Consider the following 19644-nt stretch of genomic DNA (forward strand, 5'->3'; position numbering starts at 1 on the left):
CAGGGATCAGGTGTGCGTGAGGCTGGCCAGGACGGCCTGGATGCGGCGGGTGCGGGTCGCGTCTGCCCTGGCCGTCTCGACCTGCCGGGCGTGTTCCCGCTGGCGGCTGGGGCTGAGCTGGCTGAAGGCGTCCCGGGCGCCGGGCTGCGCGTCGAGGGCGGATTGCAGGTCGGTGGGGAGGGTCACCTCGCGTGGGGCGGCGTCGGGCGTCAGGGTGACGGTCACGGTGTCCCCGGCATTCAGACCGGCAGCGGCGCGGTGTTCGGCACTGACGGGCAGCAGGGTCTGTCCCCCCATGACGCCCAGGGTGGAACGGTAGCTGTGCGTGCCGTTCAGGGTGACGTGGACGGACGGGCGGCGGCCCGAGTTCAGTTCTGTGATGACGTGCTCGGGGACGCTCAGGCCGGTGGCGGTCTTGCCGTGCAGAGTCAGGGTGGCGGTGAACGTGGGCATGAGCGCTCCTGTGGTGTGCGGGGGACGGGGCAGTGGGGGGCCCGCCTGCGATCTGCGGCAGGTGTGGCGGGCGTCCGCCACGCCACCGCCCCACCAACGAATACCTACGAATGATTTAGCCTACAGCAGAACACATTGGAATGCAAGTCGCTATTTGATCGCAGTCAAGCCGGGAACCGGATAACGCAGTCTCCTCGCTCCAGCCATAGCCTTCAGAGGCCCTGAAGATGACCCTCAAGACCTCTGCCATTGGGTATGCCACTCGCCCCGCCACGCACCCGACATCTGCGGCGGTGACCGCTGCTGGACGCCCTACTTCAGGATGCCGCGGTCCACGAAGGCCGCCTTCACCGTGGCGGCCGCCTGGGCGCCGTACATCACCTGCGCGGTGTCCACGGTGTGCTGCGCGGCCGCCGCGAAGGTGGTGTCGGGTGCAAAGCGGAACTGCGCGTTGATGATGATCCGGTCGGCCTTGCGGACGTCCTTCAGCCCCTGGCGGATGTCCCACAGCGCGCGGGACCAGATCTCCCCGTCGGCGTGCACCTCGCCGCGCACGTCCTGCGGGTACTTCTTGTCCGTGTCGGTGCGGCGGATGCAGTGCGGCGCGCTGGTGTACGAAGTGCTGTCCCAGTCCATCAGGCACGGCAGGGGCGTCCTGACCGGCGCTCCGTTGGCCCGGGCCACCGAATCGGCCACCGTCAGCGCGAGGTAATCCCCGAACGCCTCGCCGATGCTCCCGGCTTCCAGGCTGGTCCCGAAGCCCGGCACCTGCGCGTTGTGCACCGCGTGCCCGTACTCGTGCACGATGACCTCGCCGTCCTCGGCGTCGTCCACGCCGCCCTTGCCCAGGCGGATGATGTCGGGCTGGTCGTTCTGGTACGAGTTGTCGATCCCGTACTGGCTGACCTTCAGCGCCTGCTGCCGCCTGTTCACGGGCGGCAGTTCGCTGCCGAAGCCCAGCGACTGGATGTACTTCTGCGCCTCGGTCACCCAGAAGTACGCCATGACCTGCTCGAAGCCGTCCTGATCGCGGGTGAAGTTAAACGGTCCGCTGCCGTACACGGGCGTGCCGGTCTCCGTGACGACCTTCGCGTAGTCGCCGCTCAGGTACCCGCTGCCGTCGAGGTTCGTCAGGGTGACGGGGTAGTACGCGCTGGCGGGCACGGCGGCGGCGCTATCCTTCCCGTCCGTCAGGGACTGGTCGCCGGTCGTCTGCACGGGGTTCGGCACGAAGGCGCGCGCCGCGACCGAGGTCAGGCCCGTGGCCGGTTTGCCCGCGCCGCCCTGCGCGCTCAGCATGCCGCCGGCCGGGGTCTGCCCGCACGCGGCAAGCAGCGAAAGACCGAGGAGTCCCGTCAGGGCCGACCGAGGGTTGACTTTCATGGTGCGGGCAGTCTACCCCACCCGCCGGGTGCTCACGAAAACCCCACACCCTCCCCCCGGACGGGTGGGGAGAATGCAGGATTGGCGGCGGGTCATATGGATTCCGTCTGTTTCGTTGGCACCCCGCAGGGTCACCGGGGTGCCAACTCCACGCCCCGAACCCGCTGTGCTCTTTCCCTGCGGGGCAGCTCTGCGAGTCGCATCCACCCGGGTTGAACGGTGCTGGCACACCGTTCAACCGGAGTCCGTGTCAGTCCCAGACGGGCCGGGCGCTCTCCGGGCTGGCGATGCGGGCGGCCTCGCCCACGTCCAGCGCCGCGATGCGGTCCAGGTCCTCGGCGGTCAGCTGAAGGTCCTGGGCGCGCAGGTTCCCGGCGAGGTTCTCGCGTTTTGTGCTGCTGGGAATCACGCTGAAGCCCTGCGCCAGCGCCCACGCGAGCGCCACCTGCGCGGGGTTCGCGCCGTGCGCCCCGGCGATGTCGCGCAGCACCGGGTCGTCCATGACCTTCCCGACCGCCAACGTCATGTACGACGTGAGGTGCAGGCCCTCCCCACGGGCGAACTCCACCAGTTTCCGGTTCTGGAGGTACGGGTGGATCTCCACCTGATTCGTCGCCAGCGGCACGCCGCCCAGGATCTCGCGGGCCCGGCGCAGCCCGGCAATGTTGAAGTTCGACACGCCGATCTCGCGCGTCAGGCCCTGCTCGCGCGCCTCGGCCAGCGCCGACAGGTACTCCTCGGGGTGCACCTCGCCGTTCGGGACCGGCCAGTGGATCAGGGTCAGGTCCACCTGCTCCACGCGCAGTTTCTCCAGGCTGACGCGCAGGCTGTCCAGCAGCGCGTCCCGGCGGTAGTTGGCAGGCTTGATCTTCGTGGTGAGGTACACGTCCGCGCGCGGCACGCCACTCGCGGCGAGCACCTCGCCGATCTCGCCCTCGTTGTCGTAGCCCTGCGCCGTGTCGATGGCGCGGTAGCCCAGCTCCAGCGCGTCCGCGACCACCCGGCGGACCACGTCATCCTTCAGGCGGAACGTTCCCAATCCGAACTTCGGTACGGTCATGGCCGCACTCTGCCACGCCCGCCCGCCGGGAAGAATTCAGCGGATCTTCAGGGACAGCAGCGCCGCGCCCGCCGCGCACAACACCGCCAGCCAGCGCAGCGTCCAGCGGGTCGAGCACGGCCCGGCCTCCAGCCCCTGACCGGCCGCGTTCACCGTGAATTCCAGCATGGTCGTCACGCCTCCCGCTCCGCGCCGCGCAGAGGTTGCCGCGCGTCACGGCGCGGGCCTGTCCGGGCGGGATAGACTGGATTTCATGATCGGAAAGACTTACAAGACGATGCTCGGGGAGCGCGAACTGAGCATCGAGACGGGCAAGCTTGCCAAGCTGGTGAGCGGCTCCGTGACCCTGCGCTACGGCGACACGGTCGTGCTGGTGACCGCGCAGGCCCGTGAAGAGAAGAGCACCCTGGACTTCCTGCCGCTGACGGTGGAGTTCGAGGAGCGTCACTACGCCGTCGGGAAGATTCCCGGCAGCTTCCACCGCCGCGAGGGCCGCCCCGGCGAGAAGGCGATCCTGTCGGCGCGCATCACCGACCGCCAGATCCGCCCGCTGTTCCCCAAGGGTTACCGCCACGAGACGCAGGTCATCATCACGGTTCTCAGCGCCGACCAGCAGAACCTGCCGGACGTGCTGGGTCCCATCGGCGCCTCGGCCGCGCTGAGCATCAGTGACATCCCCTGGAACGGCCCGACCGCGTGCGTGCGCGTGGGCCAGATCGACGGGCAGTTCATCCTGAACCCCACCGCCGACCAGCTCGAGCGCAGCCGCATGGACCTCGTCGTGGCGGGTACCCGCGACGCCGTGATGATGGTCGAGGCCGGCGCGCAGAACGTGGCCGAGGAAGATCTGGTGGCCGCGATCGAGTTCGCGCACGCCGGGATGCAGGGCGTCCTGACGCTGATCGAGCAGATGCGCGCCGAGCTGGGCCAGGAGAAGTTCAACTTCCTGGCCGACGGCGACCTGAGCACGGACCTCGTGCCGGAACTGGCCGAGGCGGCGCGCGCCGCGGGCCTGCGCGACGCGCTGCTGACCGCCAAGAAGAAGGACCGCTCGGCGGCCATCAAGGCGCTGCGTGACCGCCTGATCCAGGCGCGCATCCCTGACGGTGAGGTCGAGGGTGCCGAGGAGCGCCTCGTAGCCCTTAAGAGCGCCTTCGGGAAGGTCGAGAAGCAGGAACTGCGCCGCCTGATCCTCGAAGACGACCTGCGCGCCGACGGCCGCAACAGCCGCACCGTGCGGCCCATCTGGATCGAGACGCGGGCGCTGCCCCGCGCGCACGGCAGCGCGATCTTCACGCGCGGCGAGACGCAGGTGCTCGGCGTGGCGACCCTGGGCACCGAACGCGACGAGATCCTCGTGGACGACCTGACCACCGAGACCGGCGACAAGTTCCTGCTGCACTACAACTTCCCCCCCTACAGCACCGGCGAGGTCAAGCGCATGGGCGGGCAGTCCCGCCGCGAGATCGGGCACGGCAACCTCGCCAAGCGCGCCATCCGCGCCGTGCTGCCCACCTTCGAGGAGTTCCCGTACGTCATCCGCCTCGTGGGCGAGGTGCTGGAATCCAACGGGTCGAGCAGCATGGCGACCGTCTGCTCCGGCACGCTGGCCCTCATGGACGCGGGCGTGCCCATCAAGGCCCCCGTGGCGGGCGTCGCGATGGGTCTGGTCATGGAAGGCGACAAGTACCGCGTCCTGACCGACATCCTGGGCCTGGAAGACGCGCTGGGCGACATGGACTTCAAGGTGTGCGGCACCGCCGACGGCATCACCGCCCTGCAGATGGACATCAAGGTGGGCGGCATCACCCCGCAGGTCATGCGTGAAGCCCTGGCGCAGGCCCGCGAGGGTCGCCTGCACATCCTCGGCAAGATGGCCGAGGTGCTCGCCGCGCCCCGCGCCGAACTGAGCCCCACCGCGCCCCGCATCGTGAGCATCAAGATCAACCCCGAACTGATCGGCAAGGTCATCGGGCCCGGCGGCAAACAGATCCGCGAACTCGAAGCCATGGGCGCCCAGGTCACCGTGGAAGAGGACGGCACCATCCGTATCTTCAGCGCGGACGGCGCCGCCGCCGAGGCCGTCAAGGCCCGCATCGAGGGCATCACCCGCGAGGCGAAGGTCGGCGAGGAATTCGACGGTACCGTCGTCAAAACCGCCCCCTTCGGCGCGTTCGTCAACCTCTTCCCCGGCCAGGACGGCATGCTCCACATCAGCCAGATGAGCGAGGAACGCATCAACGCCGTCGAGGACGTCCTGAACGTCGGCGACAAGCTGCGCGTGAAGATCGCCAACATCGACGACCGCGGCAAGATCGACCTGATCCGCCCCGAACTCGAAGGCAAGATCGCCCCCCGCGAACCCCGCCCCGCCCGCAGCGGCGACCGCGGAGACCGCGGCGGCCGCCCACCCCGCCGCGACTGAGGATCAGGGTCGCAGGTTGAACGTTGACAGTTGAAGGAGGGGGCGTGCGGATCAATCGCACGCCCCTCTCCCCTTGTTACCCGCTGCTAGCGGTTCAGCAGCTGGTACAGGCCCACGGCGGTGCCGACCAGACCGGCGAGCAGGGCGGGCAACAGGGTCGCCAGGGGCGCGCCGAGCAGCAGCAGGGCGCCCAGCAGCGCGAAGGTCAGCAGTTCGCCCGCGATGCCGGGGACGGACACGCGCGGCAGGTCGCGGGTGAGCAGCAGGATGCTGCCGAGCGCCAGGGCGGCAGCCAGCAGGGACATCAGCCAGAACAGGGCCGTCATGCGCGCAGTGTAGAGCGCGGGGGCGGCCCTGTTCCTGTCAGGGGTCAGTTCAGCGGGGGAATCTCATTGATGGGTTCGGTGGTGTCCTGCCCGTCCGGGATGGTCGGGTCGGCGGGGGTCTCGCTCTGATCGCCGGGGTTCTGGTCCGGGATGGCGTTCGGGTCGGGTTCGGTGGGCAGCGGCTCTGGGGGGTTCTGCACCGGGACGTCCGGCGCGGTGTCGGGCGTGACGGGCTCCGGCGCGGGGGTGGGGTCGGGCTGCACCTGCGGTTCGGGTGGCGTGGCGGGAATGGCGTCTACCGGCGTGGGCTCGGGGGTCGCCTCGGGGGTGGGTTCGGGGACCGCGACCTCCTCGGTGGGGACGGGCGCGGGGTCCGGGTCGGGCGCCGGGCTGGGCTGCACGGTCGGGGCGGGCTGGCGGCGGCGGCCGAAGAACCCGCTGTTGCTGCCGCTGCCGTCGCGGGCGACGGGGTCGTTGTCGGCCTCCTCGGTGCGGAAGGCCATGTTCACGTTGCGCACGACGCGGTACGTGACCCCGTCCGGCTGCCGGAAGGCGGCCTCGGGCTGCCCGGCCAGCGCACCCGCCACGGCCTGCTGCCACACGGGCGTGGGGATCTCGCCGCTGTACGCCCAGCCGGGCAGCGCTCCGCCCTCCTGCTTCCCGACCCAGACGGCCCCGGCGACGGTAGGGGTGACGCCCGCGAACCAGAGGTCCTTGATGTCGTTGGTGGTGCCGGTCTTGCCGCCGACCGGCCAGCCGGGAATCAGGGCGCGCGTGGCGAGGCCCCCCTGGGACGCCGTCAGGTCGTTGACGACGCCGCGCAGCATGTCCAGGCCCAGCCACGCGGCGCGGGCGTCCCAGACGCGTTTCGGGGTGGGGGCGGCGCGGGTGTAGATGACCTTGCCGCGCGCGTCCTCGACCTTGCGGACCAGGGTGGGCGCGTAGTACAGGCCGCCGTTGGCGAAGGTCGCGTACGCGGACGCCATCTGCAGCGGGCTGGCTTCCAGCGTGCCGATGGTCAGGGACAGCCCGGCGTTCGCGGGGGGCGTGAGGCCCAGGTCGCGCAGTTTCGCCTCAAAGGTGGGAATGCCCAGTTCCTGCCCGATCCGCACGGTGGGGAGGTTCAGGCTGTGGTCCAGCGAGTAGCGCATCGTGACGTACCGCCCGGTCCAGCGGCGGTTGTAGTTCATGGGCTGGTAGTCACCCTGGATGGGCGCGTCGAGGACGGTGTCGCTCTGCTTCCAGCCCTTCTCGAGCGCCAGGGCGTACAGCAGCGGCTTGACGCTGCTGCCCACTTGGCGTCTGGCCTGGGTGGCGTTGTTCCAGTCGCTGGGTCGGGCGTCCGTGAGTTTCTGCCCGACCAGGGCCAGCACCTCGCCGCTGTCCGGGCGGACCAGCGCGGCGCCCAGGGTGGCGCCGTCGGGCAGGCGGGCGTCGCGGCTGGCCTGCTCGGCGGCCGCCTGCGCCTGGGCGCTCATGCCGGTGTAGATCTTCCCGCCGCCGTACAGGGCCTTGCGGCCGATCAGGGGCAGCAGTTCCTTCTCCACCCCCTGCAGGTAGTAGAAGTTCGGGTATCGCCGGGCGCCCTCGGTCCGCTGGAGGTTCTCGCCCAGCCGGTCGGGGCGTTCCAGGTTCGCGCTGCGCAGCGTGCCGTCCGCGTTCCAGCCCAGCCGCCACCCGGCCGGGTAGATCGGGGTCTTCCAGGCGGCGTCCGCCTCGGCCTGCGTGACCTGTCCGTCCTCGACCATGCGGGTCAGGAGGCTTTTCATCAGGGGGCGGTACGACCTGAATTCCTTGTAGCGGCGGTTGGGTGCGGGGATGATCGTAGCGAGGTACACGCTCTCGGCGAGGTTCAGGGCCGAGGCGTCCTTCCCGAAGTACGCGTGCGCGGCGCCGCCCGCCCCGATGATGTCGCTGCTGCCCCCGTCGCCCCAGTAGATGACGTTCAGGTACGCGTTCAGGATCTGCTTCTTCTCGAAGTTGCGTTCCAGCTGGTAGGCCAGCACCGCCTCCTTGAACTTGCGTTCCGGGGTGCGCGCGCCGTGCAGATCGGCCAGCAGGGTGTTCTTCACGACCTGCTGCGTGATGGAGCTGCCGCCCTCCAGGTCGTTTTTCAGCAGGCCCTTCAGGAGGCCGCGTCCGATGCCGATCACGTCCACGCCGCCGTGCTGGTAGAAACGGCGGTCCTCGCTGGTCACCACGGCCTTCTGAAGCCAGGGGCTGATCTGCCCGGCCTTGAGCAGGTCGCGGTTCACGCTGCCGCCGCTGCTCAGGCTGGGCGTCAGGGTCCCCACCAGCGTCCCGGCGCGGTCGTACACGCGGGTCTGGCCGCTGAACTCCAGGACGTCCAGGTCGGACACGCTGGGCAGGTCGCGGCCCCACGCGAACCACAGGCCGCCCACGCCAGCTGCACCGGCGAGCAGCGCGCCGCCCAGGATGTTCAAGGCTCTCATCGGGGCCACTCTAGCGGGTGAAGCTGAAACGCATCTGGCCTCAGGTCACGCTGGCACATGGAAGGGGGCGGGGCGGCGGGAGCCGTCATGAGAGCAGTCTGTCACGTCTGCCCTGCCGGGCCGTCCCCAGAAAGCATGAGCGCCCCTGGCCCCGGCGGGGGCCGCGTCAGCGGTAGGCGGCGGCGTCGCTCCACTCGCCCAGGGGGGCGCGGGCCTGCACGGTCAGCCCTTCCCGGGCGTCCACGTGGAGCCCCGCAGCGGGCACGAGTACGCCCTGCGCCCCGGTCAGGCGGCAGGGGCCGGGGCAGCCCGTCAGGCGCACGAAGGTGGTGGCGCCCGGACTGGCGGTCTCGATGATCAGCACCCTGTCCTGAAGGCTCACGCGCAGCAGGGAGGCGTCCAGCACGTGCAGGTCGGGTCCGGCCGGTTCGGTCGGCGCGGCTGGGGTGGGCGCGGCGGGGGCAGGCACTGGGGCAGCGGGGCTGACGGCGGCCGGTCCGGCCGGCAGGGTTGCCGTAGGCACGCTGGGCGCGGCGCCGCACCCGACGAGCAGGGCGCAGCCCACCAACAGCAGGACGGTGATATTCGACACACTTCTAGATATCGGAACCTCATGAGGGCGCCCTGACCGCCCATTCATGAGCGGCCATGCCCCCTCACGCGACCCAGGGAACACTTGCCCCCCCACTCAGCGCGTACCATGACCCGTTAGCGCGCCATGACCCAGACTGCCCCCACCTCTGCCACCGACCCCCGCCTCTTCCAGACGATCGTGAAGGGGGTGGGACAGGCCATCGGCGACTACCGCATGATCGAAGGCGGTGACCGCGTGATGGTCTGCCTGTCCGGCGGGAAGGACAGCTACACGCTGCTGGACGTCCTGCTGCACCTCCAGAAGAAGGCGCCCATCGACTTTGAGATCGTCGCCGTGAACCTCGACCAGGGCCAGCCGGGCTTCCCGAAGGACGTCCTGCCCCGCTACCTGACGCAGCTGGGCGTGCGCTTCGACATCCTCACCGAGGACACGTACAGCGTCGTCAAGGACAAAACACCGGAAGGCAAGACCACCTGCGCGCTGTGCAGCCGCCTGCGCCGCGGCATCCTGTACGCCCACGCCCGCAGGATCGGCGCGACGAAGATCGCGCTGGGCCACCACCGCGACGACATCCTGGAAACGCTGTTCATGAACCTGTTCTTCGGCGCGCGCCTGAAGGCCATGCCCCCCAAACTCCAGAGCGACGACGGCACGAACGTCGTCATCCGCCCCCTGGCCTACGTCGCGGAGGCCGACATCATCCGCTACGCGCAGGCGCGCCAGTTCCCGATCATTCCCTGCAACCTCTGCGGCAGCCAGGAAAACCTCCAGCGCAAGGTCGTGGGCGAGATGCTGGAAGGCTGGGAGCGGGAACACCCGGGCCGCCTGACGAACATCGCCCGCGCCCTGACCCGCGTCACCCCCAGCCACCTGATGGACCGCGACCTGTTCGACTTCGCCTCCCTGAGTGTCACGCCCGCCGAGGGCGACCGCGGCTTCGACCCGGACGAGTACCCGCAGCGCGAGTTCCTGAGCGGCGTGCAGGAACTCGACATGCTCGGCTGAGGGCGGTTTCCAGTTCCACCCTGGGGCCAAGGGCATGCCCCGGGGCTCCACTTCCAACTGCTGTTCTTCACAGGTGTGCGCCCTGCTCGATTCAGAGGAATTGTTCAATCCATTCAATCCCTCTGAATTCTGCTGTGAGGCCGCGCGCAACAGGTGGGGCGGGTAGGCTGCCGGGGTGCGTCCCGACCAGCCCGCCCCCCTGCACTTCCTGGCCTTCGATTTCGACGGCACCCTGACGGATTTCGTCGCGGCTGACATTCACGCGCTGGACACGCTGCGGCGCGCGGCGTGCCCGGATGTGCCGCCAGCAGAGTTCGAGGACCGGGCGGTGGACGAGATCATGGCCTTCCACGCGCGGGTGGAGGCCGGACTGGCCGACCCGCTGCGGCAGGACGCCGAGCGGCTGGGGCGGACGCTCGCGGCGTACGGCGTGACGCTGACGGAGGAGCACCTGGGCGTGTACACGCGGGCGCTGGTGGCGGCGACGGTGCCCATGCCGGGCGCGGCGGAGTTGCTGCGTGACCTGCGGGGGGCCGGGGTGCGGCTGGCGCTGCTGTCCAACACGTACGACGGCCCGGCGCAGCGGGCGCGGGTGCAGGCCTGCCTCCCCGACGTGTTCGAGGTGGTCGTCATCTCGGGTGAGGTGGGGGCGCTGAAACCCGATCCCCTGCCCTTCCGGGTGACGCTGAACGCCCTGGGTCTGCCGGCCGGGGCAGGCGCGTACGTGGGGGACAGTCCGGAGCATGACGTGCATGGCGCACTCGCGGCGGGGCTGCCCGCGTGGCACGTCCACGCGCACCCGCGTGTGCGGGAGCGGGCGCTGGCGGGCGGCGCGGCGCTCAGCGTGGCGGGTCTGGCCGACCTGCCCCGGCCCTCATGACCCGTGGGGGATCAGGGCGGTGCCCACGCCCAGCGCGAGGTACACCCCGCCGGACACCTGCTGCTGCCGCCGGGCGAAGGTGCGGCTTCCCTGCCAGCGCCGCCCCAGGCTGCCGGCCAGCAGGGCGTACGCGCCGTCACTCAGGGTGGCGAGGCCCAGGAACACCAGTCCCAGCGTGAGGGTCTGCGCCCACACGGGCCCGTGACCGGGGTGCACGAACTGCGGCAGGAACGCCAGGAAGAACAGCGCCGTCTTGGGGTTCAGGGCGTTCACGACGGCCCCTTGCCGGTAGATCCGCGTCAGGGGCGGCGCGTCCGGCACGGTGACCGTCAGGGCGTCCGGGGTGGGGGCGCGCAGGGTGCGGAGGCCCAGCACGAGCAGGTACGCGGCCCCCGCCCATTTCAGGACGCTGAACAGCAGGGCGCTGGACAGCACGAGCGCGGAGACGCCCAGCGTGGCGGCCAGGACATGCACCAGTCCGCCGGTCTGCACGCCCAGCGCGGAGACCAGTCCGGCGCGCCGTCCCTGGTGGAGGCTACGCGCCACGATGTACAGCACGCTGGGGCCGGGAATGACGATCAGGGCCAGCGCCGCGACGCTGAAGGTGAGCAGGGTGGGCAGGTCAGGCATGCCCGAGCATAGCCGCGCCCTGCCAGAACAAGCGCGGACCGCCCGGTGAGGAGAGGTCCGCGCCAGGTGGGGGTGGGTCAGGGCGTTTCGGTGTAGGCGCCCAGGCGGCGGAAGCGCGCGGCCCGGTCGGTCTTCAGGGTCGCGGCGTCCTGCGCGGCGAGTTCCCGCAGGTGACGGGTCACGGCCTCGCCGACGGCGCGGGCGGCCTCGTCGGCGTTCTGGTGCGCGCCGCCTGCGGGTTCGGGAATGACTTCCTCGACAATGCCGAGCTTCAGGAGGTCCGGGGCGGTCAGGCGCAGCGCCTCGGCGGCCAGGGGGGCCTTGCTGGCGTCCTTCCAGATGATGCTCGCCGCACCTTCCGGGGAGATCACGGAGTACCACGCGTTCTCCTGGATCAGGACGCGGTTGCCCACGCCGATGGCGAGCGCGCCGCCGGAGCCGCCCTCGCCGATGACGACGTTCACGACCGGCACGCGCAGGTTCAACATGCGGCGGATGCTCTCGGCGATGGCCCAGCCCTGGCCGCGTTCCTCGGCTTCCAGGCCGGGGTAGGCGCCCTGGGTGTCCACGAGGGCCACGACGGGCAGCCCGAACTTGTCGGCGAGGTCCATCAGGCGCACGGCCTTGCGGTAGCCCTCGGGGTTGGCGCTGCCGAAGCGGCGTTTGATCTTGCTCTTGGTGTCACGGCCCTTCTGCTGCAGCAGCAGCATGACGGGCACGCCCTGCCAGCGGGCGGGGCCGCCGATCAGGGCGGGGTCGTCGCCGTAGCGGCGGTCGCCGTGCAGTTCGGTGAACTCGGTGCACAGGCGGTCCACGTAGTCCAGCGCGGTGGGGCGGCCCTGCGCGCGGGCCAGTTGCACGCGCTCCCAGCGGGTCGGGGCGGACTTGGGCTGCGCGGCGCGCAGGCGGTCCACCTCGGCGCGCAGGGGGTTCAGGGCGGCGTCGAGGTTCTGCCCGGTCTTCTGCGCGGTCACCTCAAGGTCACGCACGCGGGCCTCGAGTTCCTTCAGGGTGTCGATGGGGGCAGTCACGCGGTCACCTCGCGGCGGGTCAGCAGGCCCAGCAGGGACGCGAGGTACGCGCGCTGCTCGCGGCGGTCCACGACGGCGTCCACCATGCCGTGCTCCAGCAGGAATTCGGCGCGCTGGAAGCCCTCGGGGAGGTTCTGGCGGATGGTCTGCTGGATCACGCGCGGGCCCGCGAAGCCGATCAGCGCGCCGGGCTCGGCGATGATCACGTCCGCGATGGTCGCGAAGCTGGCGGTCACGCCGCCCGTGGTGGGGTCGGTGAGCAGGCTGACGTACGGCAGGCCCCGCTCGGTCAGGCCCTCCAGGGCGACGGTGGTCTTGGCCATCTGCATCAGGGACAGGGCACTTTCCTGCATGCGCGCCCCGCCACTGGCGGTCACGATGATCAGGGGCGTGTCATGCGCGGCGGCGTGCTCGGCGGCGCGGGCGATCTCCTCACCCACGACGCTGCCCATGCTGCCCCCGGAAAAGGCGAAGTCCATGACGGCCAGCGTGACCGGCACGTCCAGGATGGTGCCGGTGCCGGTCAGGATCGCGTCGGGGCGACCCGTCTTCTTCTGGGCGCGGCGCAGGCGCTCGGTGTAGGCCTCGGTGTCCTGGAAGTTCAGGGCGTCGGTGGGCTTCACGCGACCGGACAGCTGCGTGAAGCTGCCCTCGTCGAGCAGCACCTGCACGCGCTGAGCGGCGTCGAGGCGGATGTGGTGCCCGCACTTGGGGCACACGTAGGCGCCCGCTTCGAGGTCGCGGTTGTACACCCCTTCCTTGCAGGCGGGGCACTGGGTCCACAGGTCAGGCACGTCCGTGCCCGGCTGCTGCTGGGGGCGACGGCGGCGGAAAAAACGGTCAAGGGCCATGCGGTGTACTCCTCCGTGGGCATTCTAGGCGGCGCGGCCCCCTGCTTTTGCACCGGGTGCAAGGAGTGTCCAGCCGCGCCGCCCGGCGCTCACACCTCAGCCCAGCTTGCTCTTCAGATAGTCGTCCATCTGCGCGAGCTGCACGTTCAGGTCGCGTTGCAGCGCGTCCACGCGCGCGTGCAGGGCCGCCACCTCGCTGCCGCCGCTGCCCTGGCCCAGCACCCGGAAGCGCTCGTCGAGGTGGGTCTGGAGCTGCGCGAAGCGGCTGCTTTCCTGCTGGTCGAGGCTGGTGCGCAGGGCCTCCATGTCGCGCAGCAGTTTGGCGCTGTCCGCCTGCGCCCGCAAGCCCGAGATCCCCGCCCAGAAGTAGAACAGCAGCGCGAGCAGGGTCGCCACGATCAGCAGGATCAGGCCCATCGGCACGCCGGTGTACGTGGCGAAGCCCAGGCTCAGCGTATGGGGAAACATCAGCGCGTTGGTGTTCAGGACTGCGAACAGACCCAGCAGCACCAGCACGACAATCAACACGACGGTTCTCATCCGCTCAGCGTAGCGGGCGCGCCGGCGGGCTGCCCTTACGGCAACATTGACGTAAGGGTGGGTTCATATGCCGGGGGCACCGCTATCCCCCCGGCAGGCAGGCCGTATGCTGGGAGCGTGTCACTTGTCGTCATGGTCACCCTCCCCCCCGAGCGGGCTCTTGACCTGGCCCGCACCCTCGTCGCCGAGCATCTGGCCGGTTGCGTGAACATCATTCCCGGCCTGCAGAGCGTGTACCGCTGGCAGGGCGAGGTCGCCGAGGATCCCGAGAGCCTGCTGCTGATCAAGACCAGCGGCGAGCAGTACCCCGAACTGGAGGCGCGCATCAAGGCCGTGCACCCCTACGAGGTGCCCGAGATCATCGCCCTGCAGTACGACCGCGCCCTGCCGGAATTCCAGGCGTGGCTGCGTGACGCCCTGACGTCCCCACAGCGCTGAACACCGCCGCCCCCCTCCACTTGGAAGGGGGCGGTTCGGATGACGACTTTACTGGAACTTGCTCAGCGTGACGCTCACGTCCTTGAGGGTGAAGCCCATGGTGCAGCCCGCCAGGCCGTTGTCGCTGGCGCTGATGGTGGCCGTGACGCTGACGGTGTTCTTGCCGCCGCTGGTGAGGATCGAGAAGAACTTCATGGCCGTCGACACGTCCGCCGCCACGTTCAGTTTCGTGTCGGACACGCTGTACGCGGCGCTGCCCGCACCCTCCGACGTCTTGGTCAGCGTGAACTGCGCGGCCGCGTTGGCGCTGAAGCTCGCGCTGGCGGCCGCGTCACTGGCGTCCACCTTCACGTCGCGGACTGTCACGGTAAAGCTCTGCGGTTTCACGCACGCCCCCGTCACGTCGATCTGGCTGAACCCGGTCTTGAAGTCCAGGCCGCCGGGCTTGATGCCGAACGGCAGGTCCGGAATCTGAATGTCGTCGAAGGGCGCGCCGGCCGTGCTGTAACTGACCGTGCCGCGCACCGATTCGATCATCAGAGGAGAGGAAGCGACGAGTTGCTTGCCTTCCAGTCCGGCCGGGTTGCTGATGGTCTGGGCGGGGATGGCCGCGCCCACGATCTTGCTGCAGCTGGCAAGCGACACGCTCAGGGCAACGATGGACAGAACAGTGAACTTCTTCATGGGACTCCTTGACTCGCGTGAGGGAATGACCCGGAGTCTATAAAGGTTCTCCCGGGACCGTTGGGATGAACTTCACACCCGGCCTTCATCCAGTGCAGCGCAGATGGACCGTCAGAGTTATGACAGGCCCGGCCGGCCGGCGTGGCCGCACGACACCCTGCACCGAAATGCAGGCCGTGGTGCGGCAGGCCCGGTAGGCCTTGAGCCCACGACCGACGGTGATGGATGCTTTCAGTGAAAGGACTGAACACACTGTGGGCCGATGGGATCTGCACGCCGGAAGGATCACCGATCAGTAGGATGGCCGCATGAGCGACTTCCCCCTCACAGACCGTTTCCTGCACGCCCTGGAGCGGGCGCACCGCTGGCATGCCGGGCAGTACCGCAAGGTGCCGGAGGGCGAGACGCCCACCGTGCCGTACCTCTCCCACCTGCTGGGCGTCGCGTCCATCGCCCTGGAATTCGGCGCTTCAGAGGACGAGGCCATCGCGGCGCTCCTGCATGACGCGCTGGAGGACGGCCCGGAGAACATCCAGACGGACGTGGCGCGGCGCGGTGAGGCGCGCGAGGACCTACGCCGCGTGATCCGGGAGGAGTTCGGCGATTGGGTGGAGCAGCTGGTGTCCGGCGCGACCGAGGAGACGGCCCTGGTCGCCGGGGAGAAGGCACCCTGGGCGGAACGCAAGATGGCGTACCTCCACCGGTTGATCGACACCGATCACGTCGAGGAGGCGGCGTCGCTGCTGGTCAGTGCGTCGGACAAGCTGCACAATGCTCGCGCGATCCTCGCGGACGTCCTGGCCTTCGGGGAAAGCCCGGAGAGTCGCGTGGCATTCTTCGACCGCTTCACGGCCGGTCAGGAGGGGACGTTGCAGTACTACCGGCTGCTCGTCTGGGCGTACCGCCGGGCGCCGGGTGCGCAGGGACGACCGCGCCTCCAGGCACTCGTCACGGAACTCGACCGGACCGTCGCCGCGCTTGAGCAGGCCTGCGGTGTCCGCGAGGAGGATGTGATCGCCGCCGCACCGCTGAGGCCATTCGTTGAGCGTCACCTCCGTGTGACGCGCCTCTAGCGCTTGACAGGCGCATGCATGAGTAACCAGTCTGGGTCATCACTGACAGCCATACGGCGAAGACTGTGCTGCTTCCAGATGGCAAAAATGAGGTTCTGAACAGCTTTTAAAACCCGTGGCATGATCTTGGCCGGCGTGCCGGAGACCGCCGTGAGGTCAAGAAGATCAGCAAAACGACAGGAAGGGCCGGACTGCGATGGGCGCCTCGTCGTCCCCTCCTGTCAATTGCCTGGACCAGAAGTGTCAGGGGAACTCCGGCCTCTTCTGGCAGGCCCTGGCCAGGCCAGCCCGCAGGCTGGGAGGCGGGCTCACTCCGCCCAGAAAAAAACAGGGGCTCGGCCTCTGAGATTTTCCCACTCGTGTATGCCGTCTGGGAGGTCATGACCTCGCCGGAACTCTCCAGCAGCGTGCTACGTCACCCTGGCCCTGCGCGGGGGCGTTTCGGCAACAGGGACGAACCGCCAGGCAAGCCATATGGAAAAACCCCGCGCTGGGCGGGGGTTGTTCATGGCGGGCCCTGTAGGACTTGAACCCACGACCTACGGTTTTGGAGACCGCCGCTCTACCAACTGAGCTAAGGACCCGTTCTCGCGCGCTGTCCGCGCGGGCCTGTGCAGAGTAGCACCCGTCCCGGCGTCGCGCAAGGGTGAGCTGGGGCGGACCGACCGCTTACAGGACGCCGCCGCCCAGGAACAGGCGCAGCGCAGCCAGTCCGAGGACCACGACGTTCAGGGTGGTCGCGCCCCGGTCCTTTGCCAGCACGGCGAGGATCAGGCCCAGCACGGCGGGCGGCAGCACCAGCAGCCAGTTCAGCCAGCCCAGCAGCGGCAGCAGACCCAGCAGCAGGCCGATGGCGGCCAGGATACCCAGGAGGATGGCGGCGAGTCTCATGTCCCCAGATACGTGGGTGGGCGGGCGTGGGTTGCGGCTCCTGGCTGTCCCAGGCGCGCGGACGTGCCGCATGAGGGGGGTGTAGCGTGGCGGGGTGACGGAGAAGAAGAAGGGTGCGGCGCGACTGCCGCCGGGCGCGCGGGTGCGTGCCCCACAGGTCCTGACGGCGCTGGACGCGCTGTACCCGGACGCGCGGACGGAACTGGAGTTCCGCACGCCGTTCGAACTGCTCGTGGCGACGGTCCTGAGCGCGCAGGCCACGGACGTGAGCGTGAATGCGGCGACGCCCGCGCTGTTCGAGGCGTACCCGGACGCGCAGGCCATGAGTCAGGCCAAGGCCGAGGACATCGAGCCGCTGATCCGCCGGATCGGGCTGTACCGCGCCAAGGCCCGCAACCTCGCGGCGCTGGCCCGGCTGCTGGTCGAACGGCACAGGGGCGAGGTCCCGAACGACTTCGACGCGGTGGTGGCGCTGCCCGGCGCGGGCCGCAAGACCGCGAACGTGGTCCTGTCGAACGCCTTCGGGTACCCGGCGATCGCGGTGGATACGCACGTCGGGCGGCTGGCGCGCCGCCTGGGCCTGAGCACCCAGACGAACCCCGACAAGGTGGAACTCGACCTTCAGCGCCTGTTCCCGCGGGAACGGTGGGTGTTCCTGCATCACGCGCTGATCCTGCACGGCCGCCGGGTCTGCGCGGCACGCAAACCCGAGTGCGGGGCGTGCGTCATGGCCTCCTTCTGCCCGAAAGTGGGCGTGGCGTGAGCGGTGACCTGAGGCCGCAGCGGGGGCAGACGTGGCGGTTCTCGCGGCAGGTGTGGCTGTATCTGTCGTCGGTGTTCGCGTTCGGGCTCTCGCAGGCGTTCACGGCGCTGTTCCTGAACTTCTACCTGCGGGCCCTGGGACTGGGTGCCGAGTGGCAGGGCGTCCTGAACGCGCTGCCCGCCATCACCCTGGCGTGCCTGAGCCTGCCGGCGGTGGCGGTCGCGCGGCGCATCAGCAACGCGCACGCGCTGAAGGTCGGCGCCGCACTGAACCTGCTGGGCCTGGGCCTGCTGGTGCTGGCGAACGGGCCGCTGCTGGTCATCGTGGGCGCGGTCATCCAGGGGGCGGGCGGAGCACTCAGCATGGTCGCGGCGTCGCCGTTCATGGCGAACAACAGCGACGAGCGCAGCCGCGTCACGCTGTTCAGCGTGCAGAACGCATTGATGACCGGCGCGGGCTTCCTGGGGAACCTGCTGGGAGGCCAGATTCCCACCCTGTACGCCCAGAGCACCGGCACGGCGCCGGACGCGCTGGGGGCGCTGCGGGCCGCGCTGCTGGTCGCCGCCGCGCTGCAACTCATCGGCCTGCTGCCCGTCCTGTGGCTCCGGCCGACCGGGAAGACCAAACCCACCGGGCGCAGCTTTCACGTCCGGGACCGCGCCACCATGGCCCGGCTGGTCCTGCCGAACGTCCTCGTGGGCCTGGGTGCGGGCGCGACCATCCCGTTCCTGAACGTGTTCATTGAGGGGAAATTCAACGTGTCCTACGCGGGCCTGGGCACCCTGTTCGCCTGGACCAGCCTGGCGACCGCCGCCACGGCGCTGCTGCAACCCCTGCTCGTGCGCCGCATGGGCCAGCTTCAGGCGGTGCTGGTCGTGCAGGCGTGCAGCCTGCCGTTCCTGGCGGTGCTGGGCTTCGCGCCGCAGCTGTGGATGGTCACGGCGGCGCTGTTCACGCGCGGCGCGCTGATGAACGCCGCCGGGCCCGTGTACAGCGCCTACGCCATGACCGCCCTGCCCGAGGAGGACCGGCCCATGTACTCCGCCGTGAACCTGATCGCCTGGGACCTGGGCTGGGCGATCAGCAGCATCCTGTCCGGCGTGGTGCGCGGCGCACTGCCCTTCAGCACGGCCTTCAACGCGCTGTTCGCGTGGACGCTGCTGATGTACGGCGCGAGCGTCCTGGCGATCTACCTGGGTCTGTACCGCCGCGCCCAGCGCACGCCCACGCCCGCCCCGGTCACGCCATGAGGGCCGCGCCGGACAGCGAACCGAATACTCGCATCCGCGAGTAGGAGCGGGGCGGGTGCCGGGCGTGGAGTTGACAGATCGGTGGCGTTCCGATCTGTTAACGAAACAGACGGAATCCGGATCAGTTGACCTCCGAACTCATGAACGGGGGTAGACTGCCAGTGATGAGCGATACCTCCCCCCTTCGCCGCCTGCACCGCGTTCAGGAACTCGACCTGAACCTCGACCGCCTGCGCGACGAGGAAGGCAACATTTCCCCTGAACTGCGCGACGCCCGCGCCGAGCAGGAACGCCTGAACAACGAACTCGAGGACACCGAGATCACCCTGGAAGGCGTCGAGAAGAACATCCGCCGCACCGAACTCGACCTGTCCAGCATCCGCGAGCAGGTCGGCCGCGCGCGTGAGGAGCAGGAGAAGAACGCCTTCGACGCCCGCGCGCAGTCCCAGTACGGCAGCCGCATCCAGATGCTCAGCGAACGCGCCGACGAACTCGAAGAGGACCTCGCCCCGCTGCGCGAGCAGCAGCAGGCCCTCATGGCCCGCGCGGCCGACCTGCGCAGCCAGCACCGCGCCCTGCGCCCCTCCCTGGGCGCGCTGGAAGAACAGGACGAGACCCGCGTGCAGGGCCTGCGCGACCAGGGCGAAGCGGACCGTCAGGAACGCGCCCAGCTCGCCGGGAACCTCGACGCGCGCACCATCCGCGAGTACGACATGATCCGCCGCGCCAAGAAGGGCCTGGGCGTCGTGGAGATCAAGGCCGGCCGCTGCAGCGGCTGCAACGTGAACCTCCCCGTGAACGTCCAGCAGAAGGCCGCGCAGGGCAAACTGCCCCCCGTGAAGTGCCCCAGCTGCGGCCGCTTCCTGATCCGCCTCGACCTCGCGTAAACCGCAGGGAAAACCCCACCCCGCCT

Annotated in this window: 21 protein-coding genes and 1 tRNA gene; 8 read left to right on the top strand and 14 right to left on the bottom strand. The window is 69.8% G+C overall.

Annotated features, from left to right (window positions below; genetic code table 11):
- Window positions 1-6: 6 nt before the first annotated feature.
- The 4 genes from AUC44_RS14760 to AUC44_RS16685 form a co-directional block, all read right to left on the bottom strand.
- Window positions 7-453, bottom strand: coding sequence for a YdeI/OmpD-associated family protein (locus AUC44_RS14760; protein WP_062159398.1), 447 nt, complete (start codon window positions 451-453; stop codon window positions 7-9).
- 312 nt (window positions 454-765) lie between these two features.
- Window positions 766-1836 carry a M36 family metallopeptidase gene (locus tag AUC44_RS14765; RefSeq protein WP_062159399.1) on the bottom strand — a complete coding sequence of 357 codons (1071 nt, stop codon included), beginning with the start codon at window positions 1834-1836 and terminating at the stop codon, window positions 766-768.
- A 250-nt stretch (window positions 1837-2086) separates the two neighbouring features.
- Window positions 2087-2896, bottom strand: a complete 810-nt coding sequence (gene dkgB / locus AUC44_RS14770) for a 2,5-didehydrogluconate reductase DkgB (RefSeq protein ID WP_062159400.1) — start codon at window positions 2894-2896, stop codon at window positions 2087-2089.
- A 36-nt stretch (window positions 2897-2932) separates the two neighbouring features.
- The gene (locus AUC44_RS16685) at window positions 2933-3073 is read right to left on the bottom strand and encodes a hypothetical protein (protein WP_157445397.1); all 141 of its coding nucleotides are present in this window, start codon (window positions 3071-3073) and stop codon (window positions 2933-2935) included.
- Window positions 3074-3149: 76 nt separating this feature from the next.
- On the opposite strand from AUC44_RS16685, the gene pnp reads away from it, so the two are divergent.
- Window positions 3150-5321, top strand: a complete 2172-nt coding sequence (gene pnp / locus AUC44_RS14775; protein ID WP_062159401.1) for a polyribonucleotide nucleotidyltransferase — start codon at window positions 3150-3152, stop codon at window positions 5319-5321.
- 86 nt (window positions 5322-5407) lie between these two features.
- Here pnp and AUC44_RS14780 read toward each other — a convergent pair whose 3' ends face one another.
- The 3 genes from AUC44_RS14780 to AUC44_RS14790 form a co-directional block, all read right to left on the bottom strand.
- Window positions 5408-5647, bottom strand: coding sequence for a hypothetical protein (locus tag AUC44_RS14780; RefSeq protein ID WP_062159402.1), 240 nt, complete (start codon window positions 5645-5647; stop codon window positions 5408-5410).
- Window positions 5648-5691: 44 nt separating this feature from the next.
- A complete protein-coding gene (locus tag AUC44_RS14785) occupies window positions 5692-8100 on the bottom strand; it encodes a transglycosylase domain-containing protein (RefSeq protein ID WP_062159403.1) in 2409 nt (802 codons plus the stop codon).
- A gap of 166 nt (window positions 8101-8266) precedes the next feature.
- Window positions 8267-8692, bottom strand: coding sequence for a hypothetical protein (locus AUC44_RS14790; protein ID WP_062159404.1), 426 nt, complete (start codon window positions 8690-8692; stop codon window positions 8267-8269).
- A 126-nt stretch (window positions 8693-8818) separates the two neighbouring features.
- Between AUC44_RS14790 and ttcA the strand changes: the two genes are divergently transcribed.
- The gene (gene ttcA, locus AUC44_RS14795) at window positions 8819-9700 is read left to right on the top strand and encodes a tRNA 2-thiocytidine(32) synthetase TtcA (protein WP_062159405.1); all 882 of its coding nucleotides are present in this window, start codon (window positions 8819-8821) and stop codon (window positions 9698-9700) included.
- Between the two features lie 175 nt (window positions 9701-9875).
- The gene (locus AUC44_RS14800; RefSeq protein ID WP_062159406.1) at window positions 9876-10580 is read left to right on the top strand and encodes an HAD family hydrolase; all 705 of its coding nucleotides are present in this window, start codon (window positions 9876-9878) and stop codon (window positions 10578-10580) included.
- On the opposite strand, the gene AUC44_RS14805 is transcribed toward AUC44_RS14800, so the two are convergent.
- From AUC44_RS14805 to AUC44_RS14820, 4 genes are all read right to left on the bottom strand, one after another.
- Window positions 10575-11210 carry a LysE family translocator gene (locus AUC44_RS14805; RefSeq protein ID WP_062159407.1) on the bottom strand — a complete coding sequence of 212 codons (636 nt, stop codon included), beginning with the start codon at window positions 11208-11210 and terminating at the stop codon, window positions 10575-10577. The two genes, AUC44_RS14800 and AUC44_RS14805, sit on opposite strands and share 6 nt — an antisense overlap.
- A 77-nt stretch (window positions 11211-11287) precedes the next feature.
- A complete protein-coding gene (locus AUC44_RS14810; protein ID WP_062159408.1) occupies window positions 11288-12241 on the bottom strand; it encodes an acetyl-CoA carboxylase carboxyltransferase subunit alpha in 954 nt (317 codons plus the stop codon).
- Window positions 12238-13092 carry an acetyl-CoA carboxylase, carboxyltransferase subunit beta gene (accD, locus tag AUC44_RS14815; RefSeq protein WP_062159409.1) on the bottom strand — a complete coding sequence of 285 codons (855 nt, stop codon included), beginning with the start codon at window positions 13090-13092 and terminating at the stop codon, window positions 12238-12240. The genes AUC44_RS14810 and accD overlap by 4 nt, the downstream gene beginning before the upstream one ends.
- Before the next feature lie 96 nt (window positions 13093-13188).
- Window positions 13189-13632, bottom strand: coding sequence for a hypothetical protein (locus AUC44_RS14820; protein ID WP_062159410.1), 444 nt, complete (start codon window positions 13630-13632; stop codon window positions 13189-13191).
- A gap of 117 nt (window positions 13633-13749) precedes the next feature.
- Here AUC44_RS14820 and cutA point away from each other — a divergent pair, with 117 nt between their 5' ends.
- Window positions 13750-14070, top strand: a complete 321-nt coding sequence (gene cutA, locus AUC44_RS14825) for a divalent-cation tolerance protein CutA (RefSeq protein ID WP_082689086.1) — start codon at window positions 13750-13752, stop codon at window positions 14068-14070.
- A 48-nt stretch (window positions 14071-14118) separates the two neighbouring features.
- Here the strand turns inward: cutA and AUC44_RS14830 are convergent, their stop codons facing one another.
- On the bottom strand, window positions 14119-14754 hold the full coding sequence (locus AUC44_RS14830) for a hypothetical protein (RefSeq protein ID WP_062159412.1): 636 nt from the start codon (window positions 14752-14754) through the stop codon (window positions 14119-14121).
- Between the two features lie 308 nt (window positions 14755-15062).
- On the opposite strand from AUC44_RS14830, the gene AUC44_RS14835 reads away from it, so the two are divergent.
- Window positions 15063-15827, top strand: coding sequence for an HD domain-containing protein (locus tag AUC44_RS14835; protein WP_062159413.1), 765 nt, complete (start codon window positions 15063-15065; stop codon window positions 15825-15827).
- A gap of 508 nt (window positions 15828-16335) precedes the next feature.
- Here the strand turns inward: AUC44_RS14835 and AUC44_RS14840 are convergent.
- Together AUC44_RS14840 and AUC44_RS14845 are read right to left on the bottom strand one after the other, a co-directional pair.
- A tRNA-Trp gene (locus AUC44_RS14840) sits at window positions 16336-16411 on the bottom strand.
- A gap of 85 nt (window positions 16412-16496) precedes the next feature.
- Complete coding sequence (locus tag AUC44_RS14845) at window positions 16497-16718, bottom strand: hypothetical protein (protein WP_062159414.1); 222 nt, start codon at window positions 16716-16718, stop codon at window positions 16497-16499.
- Window positions 16719-16812: 94 nt separating this feature from the next.
- Here AUC44_RS14845 and nth point away from each other — a divergent pair, with 94 nt between their 5' ends.
- From nth to AUC44_RS14860, 3 genes are all read left to right on the top strand, one after another.
- Window positions 16813-17481 (top strand): endonuclease III, encoded by a 669-nt coding sequence (nth, locus tag AUC44_RS14850; protein ID WP_062159415.1) that lies wholly within the window; start codon window positions 16813-16815, stop codon window positions 17479-17481.
- Complete coding sequence (locus AUC44_RS14855) at window positions 17478-18731, top strand: MFS transporter (protein WP_231724468.1); 1254 nt, start codon at window positions 17478-17480, stop codon at window positions 18729-18731. The genes nth and AUC44_RS14855 overlap by 4 nt, the downstream gene beginning before the upstream one ends.
- Window positions 18732-18895: 164 nt before the next feature.
- Window positions 18896-19618: a zinc ribbon domain-containing protein gene (locus AUC44_RS14860; protein ID WP_062159416.1), complete on the top strand. Its 723-nt coding sequence runs from the start codon at window positions 18896-18898 to the stop codon at window positions 19616-19618.
- Window positions 19619-19644 lie beyond the last annotated feature (26 nt).

Source organism: Deinococcus actinosclerus, from assembly GCF_001507665.1.
GTDB lineage: Bacteria > Deinococcota > Deinococci > Deinococcales > Deinococcaceae > Deinococcus > Deinococcus actinosclerus.

Excerpts from the sequence above, each read along its gene's own strand:
- AUC44_RS14760 (WP_062159398.1), bottom strand. The coding sequence starts at position 453 with ATGCCCACGTTCACCGCCACCCTGACTCTGCACGGCAAGACCGCCACC.
- AUC44_RS14765 (WP_062159399.1), bottom strand. The coding sequence starts at position 1,836 with ATGAAAGTCAACCCTCGGTCGGCCCTGACGGGACTCCTCGGTCTTTCG.
- dkgB (WP_062159400.1), bottom strand. The coding sequence starts at position 2,896 with ATGACCGTACCGAAGTTCGGATTGGGAACGTTCCGCCTGAAGGATGAC.
- pnp (WP_062159401.1), top strand. The coding sequence starts at position 3,150 with ATGATCGGAAAGACTTACAAGACGATGCTCGGGGAGCGCGAACTGAGC.
- AUC44_RS14780 (WP_062159402.1), bottom strand. The coding sequence starts at position 5,647 with ATGACGGCCCTGTTCTGGCTGATGTCCCTGCTGGCTGCCGCCCTGGCG.
- AUC44_RS14785 (WP_062159403.1), bottom strand. The coding sequence starts at position 8,100 with ATGAGAGCCTTGAACATCCTGGGCGGCGCGCTGCTCGCCGGTGCAGCT.
- ttcA (WP_062159405.1), top strand. The coding sequence starts at position 8,819 with ATGACCCAGACTGCCCCCACCTCTGCCACCGACCCCCGCCTCTTCCAG.
- AUC44_RS14805 (WP_062159407.1), bottom strand. The coding sequence starts at position 11,210 with ATGCCTGACCTGCCCACCCTGCTCACCTTCAGCGTCGCGGCGCTGGCC.
- accD (WP_062159409.1), bottom strand. The coding sequence starts at position 13,092 with ATGGCCCTTGACCGTTTTTTCCGCCGCCGTCGCCCCCAGCAGCAGCCG.
- AUC44_RS14820 (WP_062159410.1), bottom strand. The coding sequence starts at position 13,632 with ATGAGAACCGTCGTGTTGATTGTCGTGCTGGTGCTGCTGGGTCTGTTC.
- AUC44_RS14830 (WP_062159412.1), bottom strand. The coding sequence starts at position 14,754 with ATGAAGAAGTTCACTGTTCTGTCCATCGTTGCCCTGAGCGTGTCGCTT.
- AUC44_RS14835 (WP_062159413.1), top strand. The coding sequence starts at position 15,063 with ATGAGCGACTTCCCCCTCACAGACCGTTTCCTGCACGCCCTGGAGCGG.
- AUC44_RS14845 (WP_062159414.1), bottom strand. The coding sequence starts at position 16,718 with ATGAGACTCGCCGCCATCCTCCTGGGTATCCTGGCCGCCATCGGCCTG.
- AUC44_RS14860 (WP_062159416.1), top strand. The coding sequence starts at position 18,896 with ATGAGCGATACCTCCCCCCTTCGCCGCCTGCACCGCGTTCAGGAACTC.